This window comes from Candidatus Chlorohelix sp., assembly GCF_037138995.1.
Lineage (GTDB): Bacteria > Chloroflexota > Chloroflexia > Chloroheliales > Chloroheliaceae > Chlorohelix.
Window position 1 is genome coordinate 136118 of record NZ_JBAXHI010000005.1, and the last position, 14621, is coordinate 150738.

At 43.5% G+C, this 14621-nt stretch carries 11 protein-coding genes, 1 pseudogene and 1 riboswitch; of the genes and pseudogenes, 6 read left to right on the forward strand and 6 right to left on the reverse strand.

All coding sequences use genetic code 11. The annotated features are described in order from the left end of the window. Window positions 1–55 precede the first annotated feature (55 nt). Both WCK19_RS04190 and WCK19_RS04195 read right to left on the reverse strand, forming a co-directional pair. The gene (locus tag WCK19_RS04190) at window positions 56–1201 is read right to left on the reverse strand and encodes an FAD-dependent oxidoreductase (RefSeq protein ID WP_342396109.1); all 1146 of its coding nucleotides are present in this window, start codon (window positions 1199–1201) and stop codon (window positions 56–58) included. Between the two features lie 17 nt (window positions 1202–1218). Then, window positions 1219–1704: a hypothetical protein gene (locus WCK19_RS04195; protein WP_342396110.1), complete on the reverse strand. Its 486-nt coding sequence runs from the start codon at window positions 1702–1704 to the stop codon at window positions 1219–1221. Between the two features lie 569 nt (window positions 1705–2273). Here WCK19_RS04195 and WCK19_RS04200 point away from each other — a divergent pair. After that, window positions 2274–2468 (forward strand): YezD family protein, encoded by a 195-nt coding sequence (locus tag WCK19_RS04200; RefSeq protein WP_342396111.1) that lies wholly within the window; start codon window positions 2274–2276, stop codon window positions 2466–2468. Between the two features lie 223 nt (window positions 2469–2691). Here the strand turns inward: WCK19_RS04200 and WCK19_RS04205 are convergent, their stop codons facing one another. Next, window positions 2692–3582, reverse strand: a complete 891-nt coding sequence (locus WCK19_RS04205; protein ID WP_342396112.1) for an SAM-dependent chlorinase/fluorinase — start codon at window positions 3580–3582, stop codon at window positions 2692–2694. A gap of 219 nt (window positions 3583–3801) precedes the next feature. After that, window positions 3802–3926, forward strand: a riboswitch (SAM riboswitch). A 197-nt stretch (window positions 3927–4123) separates the two neighbouring features. Between WCK19_RS04205 and WCK19_RS04210 the strand changes: the two are divergent. Continuing rightward, window positions 4124–4309: pseudogene (locus tag WCK19_RS04210) on the forward strand (S-adenosylmethionine synthetase N-terminal domain-containing protein); the annotation flags it as partial. A gap of 421 nt (window positions 4310–4730) precedes the next feature. On the opposite strand, the gene WCK19_RS04215 reads toward WCK19_RS04210, so the two are convergent. After that, the gene (locus WCK19_RS04215) at window positions 4731–6488 is read right to left on the reverse strand and encodes a methyl-accepting chemotaxis protein (protein ID WP_342396113.1); all 1758 of its coding nucleotides are present in this window, start codon (window positions 6486–6488) and stop codon (window positions 4731–4733) included. A 407-nt stretch (window positions 6489–6895) separates the two neighbouring features. Between WCK19_RS04215 and rpsO the strand changes: the two genes are divergently transcribed. The 3 genes from rpsO (at window position 6896) to WCK19_RS04230 (ending at window position 9818) form a co-directional block, all read left to right on the forward strand. Next, window positions 6896–7165, forward strand: coding sequence for a 30S ribosomal protein S15 (gene rpsO / locus WCK19_RS04220; protein WP_341468051.1), 270 nt, complete (start codon window positions 6896–6898; stop codon window positions 7163–7165). Window positions 7166–7553: 388 nt separating this feature from the next. After that, the gene (locus WCK19_RS04225) at window positions 7554–9233 is read left to right on the forward strand and encodes an NAD(P)/FAD-dependent oxidoreductase (protein WP_342396114.1); all 1680 of its coding nucleotides are present in this window, start codon (window positions 7554–7556) and stop codon (window positions 9231–9233) included. 33 nt (window positions 9234–9266) lie between these two features. Continuing rightward, entirely contained in the window at window positions 9267–9818 is a 552-nt protein-coding gene (locus tag WCK19_RS04230; RefSeq protein WP_342396115.1) for a 2Fe-2S iron-sulfur cluster-binding protein, read from the forward strand. Window positions 9819–9910: 92 nt separating this feature from the next. On the opposite strand, the gene WCK19_RS04235 is transcribed toward WCK19_RS04230, so the two are convergent. Further along, window positions 9911–11245: an ATP-binding protein gene (locus WCK19_RS04235; RefSeq protein ID WP_342396116.1), complete on the reverse strand. Its 1335-nt coding sequence runs from the start codon at window positions 11243–11245 to the stop codon at window positions 9911–9913. Between the two features lie 127 nt (window positions 11246–11372). Further along, window positions 11373–12050 carry a response regulator transcription factor gene (locus tag WCK19_RS04240; RefSeq protein ID WP_342396117.1) on the reverse strand — a complete coding sequence of 226 codons (678 nt, stop codon included), beginning with the start codon at window positions 12048–12050 and terminating at the stop codon, window positions 11373–11375. Window positions 12051–12230: 180 nt separating this feature from the next. Here WCK19_RS04240 and WCK19_RS04245 point away from each other — a divergent pair, with 180 nt between their 5' ends. Then, window positions 12231–14597 (forward strand): glycosyltransferase family 39 protein, encoded by a 2367-nt coding sequence (locus WCK19_RS04245; RefSeq protein WP_342396118.1) that lies wholly within the window; start codon window positions 12231–12233, stop codon window positions 14595–14597. Window positions 14598–14621: the final 24 nt, after the last annotated feature.

The following is a 14621-nucleotide window of genomic DNA, read 5'->3' on the forward strand; positions in this document are numbered from 1 at the left end:
CAGTAAAACGAATTGAAAGGGTGCTGCACCCGGCGAACAGTACACTTTATCTAAGCTATACACATGGCAGATACGGTAAAATTCCGGTTCCGAACAATTGCTTAACCTCGCTAGAATAAGGTGCAAATACTTCCGTCACCATTTCCGCCAGCCCTTCACCCAGCATACTTGCAATACCGAAATCTTGCTCGGATAAACCGGTAGCATGAATTATTCGGGTATTAACAGGATGCCGTTCTAACAAACTGCGCTTATAAGGTCTTACAGTGTAGGTGGTAATTGGGGAACTAGCTAGATTTTCAAAAGCGCCCGGCAAATATTGCGCTATGATTGTTTCTACTCTGTCTATATAATTCTTGATTTTTGAAACCTGATTAATTTCTCTTTCTTCTGCTTCCAGATTCTCATATAGTTCAATTTTAAGCCCTTGCCCCGGTAATAATGGAAAACCTTCAAAGCGACCTTCGGGTAAGTCAAGGGTGAAAACCGGAAACTTCTCAGGTATGAAATCTCCTGATTTCTCAGGCTGTAGTTGTAAACGAATTCTCCGCTGGTATTTTTGTGGCTTATCTTGTCGCTGGACAGAGCGTCTCGCCCAACGCTCTCCGCTGATAACCATTTGGCTTGCACGGTAAAGACCTTGAGTGGTTTCAACTATAATCTGGTCATTGGTTTTGTACCATTGTGTAACTGTTTCACTATTTTTTATTTGCGCCCCATAGCGAGCGGCTACCTGAAGATAGGCGGATATAGCCGCATTGGAAAATAGAACGCCACTGTTTGGCTCGAAAATAACACTGAAACTATCATCCAACCTAAATTGCGGGAAGGCGCTGGAAAGTTCGGAAGGTAAAATATAATCCGTTAGAAGGTTGTGCCGCTGAGCAATTTGCAAACTCCCTCGTATTAGAGGGCTGTCAGGTGCGCCGATTACCAGACCACCAGTAATGCGTAACAAGGGTATGCCAGATTCCGCTTCGAGTTGTCGCCAAAGTTGGATAGCATGGTGGGTCATTTTCACACTACCGGGAACCTCGTGATAACTTTCACGAATTATCCGGGTGTCATTACCGGTATCTTTTCTGGAGGCAGGATTTTCCAAAGCAAGCACTTTCAATCCTCGCTTCGCTAACTCGTAAATGGTGGCACTTCCAACAGGGTCTAGCCCTAACACGATTACATCATAAGATTTATTACGCATAATTCAGAATTATCCTCTCAGTTAAACGAGCCTGAAAGTCCCATTGACATGCTTTCCACCGCTTGTAAAGTAGCTTTGTTTGTGCCTAATACTTTCTTTATTACCGGGTCGTTCTTAGCCAGAAAACTTAAATGCCTGAAACCGTGCGAAACCACATTACTTTCTTTAATAACAGTCGGACGTGGTGTGCGTGAATCTGAACCCCTAACTATTCGCAACTCTGTTAGAGGAATCAACTGCGTATCTCCACTGGATAGGTTCAATTCGTCTGAATAAACTAGATAAGTTAAAATAAATTTGCCCGGTTCTTCATGCCTCCAACTGGTAGAATGGATTAGCAGTTTTTCATGGCTGGTAGTTTGGTCAGGAAAATTACGGCTAAAAGCGTCAAACACTAGTTTGTCAGGATTAGATGTACCATCCTGAATTTCCACAAGTTGTTTGATATATAGCAGTTTGTCATCCCCAATCCGGGAAAAGAATATCTCAAGATAAAGTTCCATTTATTTGCCCTTCCTCTAAAGTAAGTATGTAACAGTCGCCGTACATTTATCGAAAACTATCGCTCCAAAAGCGGTTTTCGAAATGCAAATCAAACATATGTATTTTGCTGTAGATGGACGAAAAAACAGGGAAGGCTAACAGTTACAACAGAGGAAAGAAGCGCAGCAGGAGGAGCGACCGATTAAGAGGTTGATAGGCATTTTGGGTATTGGAAAAGATACTTTTGAGCGGGCATCAGAAATCAGAATCATAATGTCTATCGAACCTCCGCGGTGGCACTATGCACATTTCGGAACTGATTATTGAAAATAGCTTCTTGCATAAATAACCCTTTATATTGACCAATATTATATTTCATATCAGCTTACTTATATATAACATAGTTGATAAACTTTGTCAAGAGTTATTGCGGTAGTCATAGGGCATTTGCAAAAACGTAGTTAGGGCAATAGCCGGCGGCTTTCGCCGGAGCGGCTAAATTGGCAGATTAAATATATTTGACATTTTGTATTAACTAAGTTAGGATTATTTCGCTATCTATTTAAATATTTGTGGAGTTATTTGGTACTTGCAAGAAGAAGAACAACAACCAACTTATAAGCCTAATTGCCTGAATAACCTGAACCCACAAGAAGCTGAAGTGCTTACTCAAATATTGTACTCTCTCAGGCAAATTAAATTTGGCTATATCCAGATAACTATTCAAGATGCTAAGGTAGTGCAAATTGACCGCACAGAAAAACAGCGTATCAATTGTAAGTAACCGATTGCTTCAGTCTAGTTAGTATTCTGAACAATAAGGTTGTCGTTTCTGGGGGGAACGCATTTTTGGGGCATCTTGCATACCCCCCGAAACAGCGCACTAATTAAGGCAGAGCAGCGCAATCCAAGAATAAACGAAAAAGCAACCGCAAATTTTCTAGGTTCTCTTACATAACCACATCAAATAGGTGACGATTAACTGTTGCTCTGCATAACGGTCTCTTTCAGATTTCTACCACGAAGGGAGTTCCTATTTCAACCTGTGGGCGTCTGTACATAACCCTAACCGAGGTTTGATCTTGGGTTGGGTTTCCCACATCAAAAGCCGCATAGCCATTTACTCTTGCCAGTTCGAGAAAATCGCTACTCCCAAAGAGAGTTATCAGTTCGTTAGGTGAGCCATCCCCGTAGTTTGCTTTAATACCACCGCTTTCCAGACGAACTTTTCGACTTGTTATTGGTGAGTAATATTCCACATAAACCCTTAGCTTGCGTTTTTCACTTTCGGTAAGCTGATCAAATTGGCGACGATGGATGTTGCTGATAATATTTCCAAAATGATCAATATGCAATACACGACCCTGCAATACCTTTTTCTTACCGACCTGTTCCCACTGGGGCCAGAGATCCTCAAATGATACTACATCCCCCACTTCAAGTAAGGGTCCAACTTTTTCAAAAGGTTCTCCCTTAGACAGGTGTGCCGCTACTGGTGCATAAATATCTCGCCCAAAAAAGGTATTACTTACAAATTGACGGTGAAAAGACTGATTGAGCGGCTCACGTACACTTATGTTCGGGTAAGTATCAATGATGTAGGAGAAAAGCCCATTATCTGGACCTATAAATACCCCCACATCCGGTACTTTCAGACAGATGGTTCGGCGGTCCGTACTTACACCGGGATCGACTACCGCCACATGTATTGAGTTTGGTGGGAAGTGATAATGGGCATTATATAATACAAAGGCACCCTGCAAAACATTTTGAGGTTCTATTTGATGCGAAATATCTACCAGCAAGGAGGCGGGGTTTATAGTGTTAATCACCCCTTTCATCATACCGATATAGCCGTCTTGCTCTCCAAAATCTGTGGTAAGGGTAACAATTGTCATAAAGCCTCGATTCTCTGCTGTGATTAGTGGAGCTGAATTAAAAGCCTCGCCTTGATATTTCTGTAAATATAACTTAGTTTATTTAGATTATCAAATCAATCATTCGTCCCAGCCTTGCTACGCTTATATTTATACTTGACAAATATGATAAAATAACTTATGCCTATATTAGGCAAAAAAAGTGCCTCATTATCATCATAGAATATAGACATAGTGTAACTCTTATCAAGAGAAGTTGAAGGAATAAGGTTCTTCGAAATTCGGCAACCAACGCTTCTAAACAATATGCGCGTATGGTGCCAATTACAACATAATCTGAATGTCAGGTTATCGAAAGATAAGAGAGGTATCTGCCCGGACATGAATTTAATCCGTTTGCAGAAATGAATGTGCTGACCCCCTTATCCTTAGATAAGCGGGGTTTTTATTTGCCTGGTGCTTATTTTCTAAACAGCTTTTAGCATAAAAACGTATTAACTCTAGTCTAGAGTAATACTATGCTCAAAGTTAAAAATTTCAATTTTGCAAAGAAGGAGAAAAAATGTCTAACACCTTTCTCACCTCACCCAAGCTTTTTCTAACAAGCGAAAGCGTTACTGAAGGTCACCCCGATAAGCTTTGCGACCAAATTTCGGATGCCATATTGGAGCAGGACCCGAATGCCCGCGTAGCCTGTGAAACTGCCACTACTACCGGCTTGATACTAGTAGCAGGTGAAATTCCCACTGTTCCTACTCCCAACCATTATTAGTAACAGCCAAAAATTCCCCCCGCTTTTGTATATAAATCTGCTAGTCCTTGAAATAACAAAATCATACTTGATAATCTTAATAAAGTATATTAATATACATTCCAATTGCCCCGTTGAAGGGGACTGAAACTCTGTTGCAATGCAGGTCACATAGTGGGAAGTGCATAGTAATGCAGAGGTAGCACGCTATAATAGATTTTTGCTATTGTTAAGCAGCCTCAGATGTTTGGCAAAATTAAAATTCACCTCTTCCAAGATAGGCACACCCCACACTGGAATAACACGCAGCGCTGATATAGCTCCGCAGAAAACAATGCGCTAAATTGCTCGTCCTCGCGGTATCGCTCCTTGCACACGCTATTCTTTCTTTTTCACTCCATAGACTCTAACTGCTGAATTATTTACGCCCGGCAGTATCTTGTCTGTTTTGTCGCGAGGATGAGTCATTTTTCGACTCAGGCAGATTATTTTTGGCTTTTACCCATTTCATTTTGAAGGTGCGAGTAGCGCCAGATTTTTTTATAGCTGTGTCATCACGTAGTTTAAATGTGCCTACAAGCGTGTTCAATTGTAGTGCAATTTCAGTTAGAGCGTTCGCGCTTGAAAGATAACTCTTACTGCCCTCGCTAATATTGGATATCATATGCGACATTTCCTGCATAGTACCGGCAACCTGTGTGTTGGCAACCCGCTGCTGATCGGTAGCCAGTGAAATGGCGTAGGAAAGCTGACTCGTGTGTTTTGCCACTTCAATAATTTCCTTATTAACGCTTAACGCTTCTTCAACCATTTGACGACCCAACGCCACCACTTTAATGCCATCTTCGGTTGCCATTACGCTGGCAGTAGTAGCTTGCTGAATTTGACCAACTAGTTGTTGGATTTCCACTGCCGCTTGCCGCGAGCGTTGCGATAACTTTCGCACCTGAGAAGCTACTACCGCAAACCGTTCTCCTTCTTCCCCCGCTCCAGCGCTTTCAATAGCTGCATTTAGAGCGAGCAGATGGGTATCATCAGAGAGGGTGCTAATCAGGCTGGTGGCTTCGCGGATTCGCTGTGAAACGGAGTTTAAAGCAATTATACGTTCTGCAATCAGGTTCACACGCTGCGTAATATCTGCCATCTTTTGTGAAAGAGCATTCATAGTGTTATAGCCAATCTCTGCGCTATTTAACGACTCATTCGCGCTTTGGGCTACCTTGCTGGCGCTCTCTGCAATTTGCTGGCTTGTACCGCTTAATTCATTAATGGTTGCTGAAACTTGAGAAACAGCCACCGCTTGCTCTGAAAGGCTACTCGCCTGTCTGGCACTGGCTTCTTCAAGATAATGACTGGTTGTAGAAACGGTATTAGCTTGCAATTGAATCCGAGCAATAACCATTCTCAAACGCGCCAACGCCTTATTAAGGCTTTCGCTTAACCCCACTATTTCTTGAGAGCCTTCTACTAGGAATTTAGGGGTTAAATCGCCCTCGGCAGTAAGCTTCAGCTTAGCATTTAATGCACTCAAAGGACGTGACAATAGACGCGGTATGCTAACTGTCAATAATAATACTGATGCTATGCTTCCTATCAATACAAGCCCAAAAATCCAGAGCATTACTGTTATATTGGCGCGACTTTCTTGTTCTATACTTTCGTATATTTTAGTTAATTCAGCAGTATAATTTTTTAGTTCATCAAAAAGTTGTCTGCGTGTAGTCTGCGAATTGAAAAGCATTTGTCTTGCATCTTCAGGTTTGAGGCTAAGATTCTGCAATTTATTGTAATCTTGTGCTACAACTTGATAGATTTGCAATATTTTTAGAAAACCTGAATTAGTTTTTGAATCGCTAAAAGCAGGCGTTATTTCGCGAAGTAGCTCTTCAATCCGTGTATCCTGTTTCAAAGTAGCCTGTTGCAAGTTGCTATTAAAATTATCAACATAAATCTGATAGAATTCTGCCTGCTCATCCAATAAATATGCTAAATCTTGGGCATAGTTTACCCGTTCCCTACTTTGCGCTTCCATATCTCTGCTAGAAGTAATACGTCCTAACAGATAGAAAGAAGCCAAACCATTCACTGTAACAAGGAAAAGAATGAAGAAAAAGGTAAAATAAATCCTACCACTTAGACTATATAGAGAAAATACTGACAAACGTTTATTCGCCATAGATTGATCCTTGTAGATTGAACTGATAGAAGTTCTTGCATTTGGGAAATAATAACATAATTGTAAAGCCTTACCACATTTGGGAAATAATCTTAGATAGCCAAAATTTATGAGCCGAATCTTACGCCCAAATATTGATTAAACTAGCAATGATTTTTTGCGATGGGTAAAAATTGCATGGATGAGTGTGATATGTTATACTACGTGAGCAAGTGCAACAGGTATAGTAGCTCATATACTACCTTGTAACGCAGGAAACGTCCGGCGTACAGTTAACAAAGAGCAACAAAAAAGCACTGTATTTAACATTAGGGTTGCGTGCCATAACATTTATGATGGCAGGCACAAAAGCCCGTTAATTTTGGTAAATAGATTTGAGGACAAAACTACCGAAAGGGGGTTTTTGAATGTCGCTGCAAAAAGCCGAAAAAGACGGCATCATTGAGAAATATGCCGTTCATAACGGCGATACCGGTTCACCCGAAGTGCAGATAGCTCTATTGACAGAGCGCATTTTACAGCTTACACAGCATCTTAACACGCACAAGCATGATAATCATTCACGGCGTGGTTTGCTGAAATTGGTAGGTCGTCGCCGCCGCTTGCTGGTATATCTAAGCCAGAAAGATATTGAGCGCTACCGAGTTGTTATCGGAAAATTAGGGCTTCGCCGCTAACCGGAAAAGTGTTGAGCAGGAAAAACCAGAAAGACCTGTAAAAATAGCAGGTCTTTTAGTTTTTTCGCTAATGTAATATGACAAGTTCTAACATGGGTAAATTACTCCGTTGCTGAATTGTTCTACCCCAAAATTGAATACATAATAGTAAGCAATTTGACTAACTTCTTACACTAGCCTAAAATATTAGGATATAAGGTAATTTCCCCTCACTTTTAATTTTTATCACTGAAAATTCTAGCCTCTTCATAGGATTCATGCTCACCCATCTTACTTTTATCGGTATTTTCCCTGTTGGTATAGCCAAAATGCCAAGTATCATTCACTCTAGCTTGTAGTACAGCGGATAATCGGAAATTAAATATACATATAAAGGAAGGATTAAACCGTGAATGCTGCACAAACTTATGATGTGATAGTAATCGGAGCAGGACATAATGGTCTAACAAGTGCATGTTATCTGGCAAAAGCTGGTTATAAAGTGCTGGTATTAGAACGACGTGGGTTAGTTGGTGGCGCAGTTATCACCGAAACTGATATTTTCCCCGGTTATCGCCTTGATACCTGTAGCACTTTTCATGTTGTGATAAACGGAACTCCGATTGTGCAAGATCTTAATTTGGAGAAATTCGGACTAGACTATATTGAAGTAGATCCTTGGGCTTTTGCGCCCTTCCCGAACGGAAACCACATTACTTTTTACAGGGATGTGGATAAAACCGCCCAAACTATTGCAAAGTTTTCACCAGAAGATGCCGAAGCTTATCGCCGCTTTATGCAGTTCTGGATGCGCTTTAACGAAACGATGATGGATATTTTTTGCTATCCCCCTTCCCTTTCGACTATGACTATAAGAGCCACTATCAAGGAAACCGAAAAACTGATGCTCGGTATCGGGGACCTTGCCACCAAAGGCTTAACTAATGCGGTTTGGAATAAAACTCTCGCAGCAATTAAAAACTCCTCACCGCGTGCCTTAGTAGGCAGTATTCGTGAAATCATTACTTCATATGGGAAAGTCATAAAGGACAACTTCAAATCGCCGGAGGTGCGGGCAGCGCTTACTTGGTTAGGAGCGCAAAGTGGACCCGGTCCCGATGAACCTATCAGCGGCGAACTCTTTGCAATGCAACAATCGCTATATCATCTTTTGGGCGTGCGAAGACCGCGTGGCGGTAGCGGTATGCTAACCCAAGCTATGGCACGTTGCCTTGAACATTACGGTGGCGAAATCAAGGTAAGCGCTGAGGTATCACAAATCCTGATTGAGAACGGCAAGGTCAAAGGCGTTGAAATAAATGGAGGCGAGAAATTCTTTAGCTCTACTGTCATTTCAAATGCCCATGTCCAAACCACTCTCTTAAAACTTACACCAGAAGAAGCGCTGCAACCCAACTTCCGCCGAAAAGTGGAAAATATTAAGGTGCAAAATGGGTTCGGAATGACCGTAAGATATGCCACCGACAGCCTTCCCAATTACACTGCGCTACCAACCGCAGATGCAAACGGCAAGGTGCAAGCGGGGATACCGCACAACGGGATGCAATTACTTTGCCCTTCCACCGAGCATCTGGAACAGGCGTACCGTGATTCCGAAAAGGGCTTACCCCCAACCAGCCCGGCTGTAATCGCTATGACACCATCGGCTATTGATAATACCCTTGCGCCAGTCGGTAAAAATGTTCTCTATCTCTGGGCGCAAACTCACCCTTACCAGCTTTCCAATGGCGAAAACTGGGACGAAATCAAAAAACGGGAAGCCGATAAATGCCTTCAGGTAGTGGAAGAATATGCGCCGGGCATTAAAGCTAATGTTATAGCTGAATACATCAAGAGTCCGCTGGATATTGAAAGAATTGGTGGAATGTTGCGCGGCAACCTTATGCATGTTGATATGAGCCTTAAACAGATGTTCCATCTACGCCCTTTAGGTGAACTCTCCAATTATCATACCCCGATTAAAGGCTTATACCTAACCGGCGCTAGTACACATCCCGGCGGAGGCGTAAGCGGTGCGGCAGGTTACAATACAGCCGGAGTGGTATTGTCGGATCTAAAGTACAGATAAGGAAGCACATCGGATGAAAAAAGGAGACAAAGGATGCCTGATTTAATTATCAATAATGAGGTATTTGAAGCCGAAGTGGGCGAAACTATAATGGAGGTAGCCCGCCGCAATGGCGCACATATTAGTTTTACTTGCAGCCAGAGGGGGATTTGTACCTTTTGCGAGTGCAAAGTTGAAAAAGGCGCAGAGCTATTAAATCCAATAACCGGCAATGAAAAATCCCGCCTTTCTCCCGAACGCCTAGAAAATGGCTCGCGGATGGCATGTCGGGCAGTGTTTAAGGCTGAGGAAGGAACAGTCAGGGTAACTTCCCGCGTTGAAGAAGTGAAGCAACAATTCATTGGGATTTTCAAAGCCCCTACCATTGAGGGCAAAAATAACCAACTTGGAGCTTTGTTAGGAAGTATCAAGCAAGTTTCAGTGGATTATCTCACAATGTATCCATATGTAGTTAAAGGCTTTAAAGCAGGCAAGGCTGATTGGAATACAGTGAACCCATTCAAAGATTTGAATAATTTGGTGCAAGATAGCAAGCGGGTGTTTCTTCGCCAAATCGGCTTAAACAGGTCGAAACATTCAAAATAAAGGCTGGGTCAACGGTTTGCCAGACAAGGGGCTTACGCCCCTTGTTATCGAATGGTTCTAATAAGGGCGCATTTCGATGAGACCGAATTTAACTAACTTCTCTCTCTTACAACCGCTAGGATAATCTTTGCAATTGTACCGCCATTAGGCTCACTTTCAATCTGTAAACGACCTTTATGTAAACCTGCAATACTTTTTGCCAACGCTAAGCCAAGCCCGGTGCCACCTTCTTCACGAGAACGCGCCTTATCCACACGGTAAAAGCGTTCGCCCAAATGAGCAAGATGCTCTGGTGGAATACCGATTCCGGTATCAACCACTTCCAGCCATGCCCATTTTGCATCCGAACCGGTTCTCAAAGTTATTGCGCCACCTTCAGGGGTATATTTGACTGCATTATCCAGTAAAATTAGGATTGCCTGTTCCAATAGTTGCTTATCCCCGATAACCAGCACGGGCGCAGAAACATTTACCTTCAATTCAAGTCGTTTTTCAGTAGCAAAAGCCTTAACGCGCTTCACAACTCCAGACCCTATTTCACTCAGGTCAACCACATCCTGTTCGAGGTGTTGCTTGCCAGCGTCAAGTCGTGCCAGTTGTAAAAGATTGTTAGCGATATTATTTAGATGTTCTGCCTCAGTCATAATATCCATCACCAATTCAGCATCATCTGGGTCGAGCGTTTCCGAGCCACGTAGTAATAGTTCAGCATCGGCTTTTAGCAGGGTGAGAGGGGTTCGCAACTCATGGGAAGCATCGGCAATAAAAACCTGTTGGCGTGTAAAAGCCTGACGGGTAGGTTGTAAAGCACGACCCGCCAGAAACAAACCGCCCGCAGTCGCTACCAGTAATGTAATAAAGCCAAGTACCAGAAGCAAATCGCGCCATACCTGTAACGCCGATTGCAAATCCTCAACCGTTCTTCCTACTTGCACCACACCTAATACTTTTTGACCGGATATATCGGTTACTACTTTGGCATAGCGATAAATTTGACCAATGCTTTGACCGCCATCAACCGTATCGGTAACTTCGCGTTGCCCGTTCTGCTTCCATTCCGATAATGCTTTCAAAGCAAGTGACGAGCTAAGATATATATCAGGATTACTTAATAATTCGGTTCCGGTTGCGCGGGAGTTAAGGCTTAAAAGAATCCCTGTATTGTCATAACAGGCAAAATAAAATGGCGCTCTAAACCTGCTTTCACCCGGTGGAGGCTCAAGTAGTGGTTTAATAGGGTTATTGGTTGTGGAAACAAGAGGGCAGATTTGTTGGGGTTGGCGTAGCCATTGCTGCTCTAACAGTGCAGTTTGCGCTTTCATCTCAGCTAAAATAGGTTGCAAGAGGTTTTGCTGGGCGGTGAAGTATAACGCCAAGCCGAAGAAAAGCAAGGCAATTGCCAACACGCCACCATACCAAAGGGTCATGCGAATTCTTACCTGTCGAAACAGGTACTTGCCCGCCTGAGAAGATTCAGACTTCGCAGATTTTCCCGATTTATTTTTCCCGAATATTGCGATCAAATTTCACACGCTTGCTTTGATTGCTGCTTACTTATGCTTCAAGTTTATAACCGATACCCCGAATGGTTTTTAGCAAGGGGGGAGAAAAGCCTTTGTCTATTTTGTCGCGCAGGTAATGGATATAGGTATCAACTACATTGGAGAGTGCCTCCATATCATAACGCCATATCTGATCGGTAATTTGGGTACGGGTAAGCACTTGACCGGGATGGCGCATAAGATATTCTAGCAAAGAAAATTCTTTGGCAGTCAGTTCGATATGGCGACCACTTCTGGTTACTTCGTGCCGAATCAAATCCAGCGTGAGGTCACCCACTTTTAGTACCGCATTACTCGTTTCAGGCACTCTATCCCGCCGTCTGAGCAAAGCATTAACCCTTGCCATCAACTCGGAAATTGCAAACGGCTTGGTCAAATAGTCATCTGCACCCGCGTTGAGACCCATTACTCTATCCTCAACCGCGCCCCGCGCCGTAAGCATTAGCAGAATCGAATCGATTCTCTCGCTTCTAATGCGGCGGCAAATCTCCACCCCATCCATACCGGGTAGCATCAGGTCAAGAACAATCAGATCATAGCTACCCGATTCTGCCAGTTCCAGCCCGGAGATACCATCAAAAGCCACATCTACATTGTGACGCTCTTCGGTAAGTACCCGGCGCAACAACCTTGCTATTTTTTGTTCGTCTTCAACTACCAAGATGTGCATAATTCAGCCAGCTTCCTTTTATATCAGTAATCACTTCAAGCTTATTATAGCTATATTAAAGGAACATTGAGGAATTATTGGAAATTTCTCATACAGTTTCAATAAAAACCTAATGCTAATTGATTAAGCTGGTAGTAGTACACAAAGACCGGGAAGTATTAGAAAGGTTAATTACAAATTATGAATACAATGTTAGAACCAATCAGTGAGATTAAAAGCAAGATAATACAAAACCCGCTTGGTAAAATTCGCTGGAGTTGGCAATCTTTACCGCTTGGCGCAATCCTCTTGCTATCGGGTTTTCTTGGTATCTGGAATTGGAGTATTAACGGCTACTCCAACAATTATTATGCTGCCGCCGTTAAAAGTATGATTCAAAGTTGGAGTAATTTTTTCTTCGTATCCTTCGACCCCGGAGGTTTCGTAACGGTTGATAAGCCGCCGGTGGCTTTCTGGGTACAGGCTATTTTTGCAAAGGTTCTGGGCTTCAGCGGGTTCAGTATTCTTTTGCCGGAAGCACTCGCAGGAATAGGTAGCGTCTTCCTACTATATATAATGGTAAAACGGGCATTTGGAACAGCTGCCGGGCTGGTATCGGCGCTGATGCTGACAATTACGCCAATCTTTGTAGTAATGAATAGGCACAATAACCCTGATAGCATTTTGGTATTTACATTAATGCTTTCGGCTTGGGCAATGTTCCGGGCTGCCGATAAAGGGAGTTTCCGCTGGCTGTTGCTGGCAGGCGCACTGGTCGGGGTAGCCTTTAACGTTAAGATGCTAGAAGCCTATGTAGTATTACCAGCTTTCTACGCAATGTACTTTCTACTCGCTCGCACAACTTGGCTAAAAAGAATTATCCACCTTGCAATAGTGAGTGTGGTTATAGCGGTTATATCTTTGTCATGGGCAGTTGCAGTTGACCTAACTCCAACAAGCCAACGCCCATATGTAGATAGCAGTTCGGTTAATAGCGAAATAGATTTGATTCTGAATTACAACGGGCTAAGTCGTATCAGCGGCAACCAAACCAGTGGTGGAAATAACGCTGCTCCGTCTAATAATACTGCGGATGGACAAGCTCAAGAACGACCTGCTTTTGACGGTAATACACCTCCTGCATTACCGGACGCTGGTAATTTTACCCCACCAACTGGATTTGCACCCGGTGGTCAGGATGGTGGCGCACCCGGTGGCGGAGGCGCGGGTTTTGGTGGACAAGCTGGCGCGACTCGGTTATTAACTCCTCAAAATGGGGCAGAGTTTAACTGGTTCTTTCCTTTTGCAATGCTAGGCATGGTTTTTGTGGGGGCTTACTCCTTCTTTGGAATGGCTAAAGGGGAAGAACGCTCTCGTAAATTGCAATCAATATTACTATGGAGCGGTTGGTTGCTGACCTTTGGGGTTTTGTTCAGCTTCTCGAAAGGCGTTTTCCACAACTACTATCTAAATATTATGGCTCCGGCAGAAGCTGCCCTAGCCGGTATTGCAACTGTAATGTTGTGGAAACAGTATCGTAAAGGTGGCTGGATGGCTTACCTACTCCCGCTTGGTATTGCTGCCACCGCTTTCTATCAGGCATATCTTTTAAGCGATTATACCAGTTGGAACTGGTGGCTTAGCCCGGCATTGGTAGCAGTTGGAGTTATCTCCTTGCTAGGCTTGGTACTTGGCAGAGTCCTGAAATCAGAACGATTTGGTAATAGACTGGCGCAAGTTGTAACGTGGGTAAGCATGGCTTGCTTGATGGTTACTCCGACGGTATGGTCTATCAGGGCAGTATTTACCTCTATCACCGGGTCGCTTCCTTCGGCAACTCCAAGCGGTGTTCAGGGTGGCGGCGGTAATAGCACAAGTAGCGGAGCAATCCCGCAAGCATGGCTAACCTTTGTAGGGAACAACCTAAGCGGTCAGCTTATACTTCTGGCGATAGTAGTCGGGGCGCTTTTAGCAGTATTCGGACTGCGCTACCTGTTGAAACAACAGCGTTGGTTCAATCGTCCGGTAATAAGCGGTGTGTTACTGGTTATGCTTTTACTGGGTAGTACCGGATGGTGGATTAATGCAGCGCAGGCACAACCCGCTACAAATAGCGCCTTCTCCTTACAGCAAATTGGTGGCGGTGGTCCCGGTCAGGAGAAGGCAAATAGCGCATTGGTTCAATATCTGGTAGCGAATCAGGGCGATTACAAGTATTTGATGGCAGTACCGGACTCCAATTCAGCTTCAGCCTATATCATCGAAACGGGTAAACCGGTGATGTCGCTAGGCGGGTTTAGTGGTAGCGACAATATTGTAACCAGCGCTACCCAACTGGAGCAAATGATAGCAAACCATACCGTTCGTTACTTCCTGTTGGGAGGCAATAACGGGAGAGGCGGAAATACTCAAGTCACTCAGTACGTACAGCAAAAATGCACCGCTGTAAGTAGTAGCCAATACTCAGGTTCTGGTAGTAACACCAGCCAGAGTTCAGGCGGCGGTATAAGTTTTGACGGTATTAAGATAATGGGAGGCAGCGAGCAACTCTATGTTTGCGGCAACTAAAATCGAGCTATAGAAAGTATCAAG

Bases quoted from the DNA above. Each gene is read 5' to 3' on its own strand.
- WCK19_RS04205 (WP_342396112.1), bottom strand. From the start codon at position 3,582: ATGACAATTGTTACCCTTACCACAGATTTTGGAGAGCAAGACGGCTAT.
- WCK19_RS04240 (WP_342396117.1), bottom strand. From the start codon at position 12,050: ATGCACATCTTGGTAGTTGAAGACGAACAAAAAATAGCAAGGTTGTTG.
- WCK19_RS04190 (WP_342396109.1), bottom strand. From the start codon at position 1,201: ATGCGTAATAAATCTTATGATGTAATCGTGTTAGGGCTAGACCCTGTT.
- WCK19_RS04215 (WP_342396113.1), bottom strand. From the start codon at position 6,488: ATGGCGAATAAACGTTTGTCAGTATTTTCTCTATATAGTCTAAGTGGT.
- WCK19_RS04230 (WP_342396115.1), top strand. From the start codon at position 9,267: ATGCCTGATTTAATTATCAATAATGAGGTATTTGAAGCCGAAGTGGGC.
- WCK19_RS04245 (WP_342396118.1), top strand. From the start codon at position 12,231: ATGAATACAATGTTAGAACCAATCAGTGAGATTAAAAGCAAGATAATA.
- WCK19_RS04235 (WP_342396116.1), bottom strand. From the start codon at position 11,245: ATGACCCTTTGGTATGGTGGCGTGTTGGCAATTGCCTTGCTTTTCTTC.
- rpsO (WP_341468051.1), top strand. From the start codon at position 6,896: ATGTCGCTGCAAAAAGCCGAAAAAGACGGCATCATTGAGAAATATGCC.
- WCK19_RS04195 (WP_342396110.1), bottom strand. From the start codon at position 1,704: ATGGAACTTTATCTTGAGATATTCTTTTCCCGGATTGGGGATGACAAA.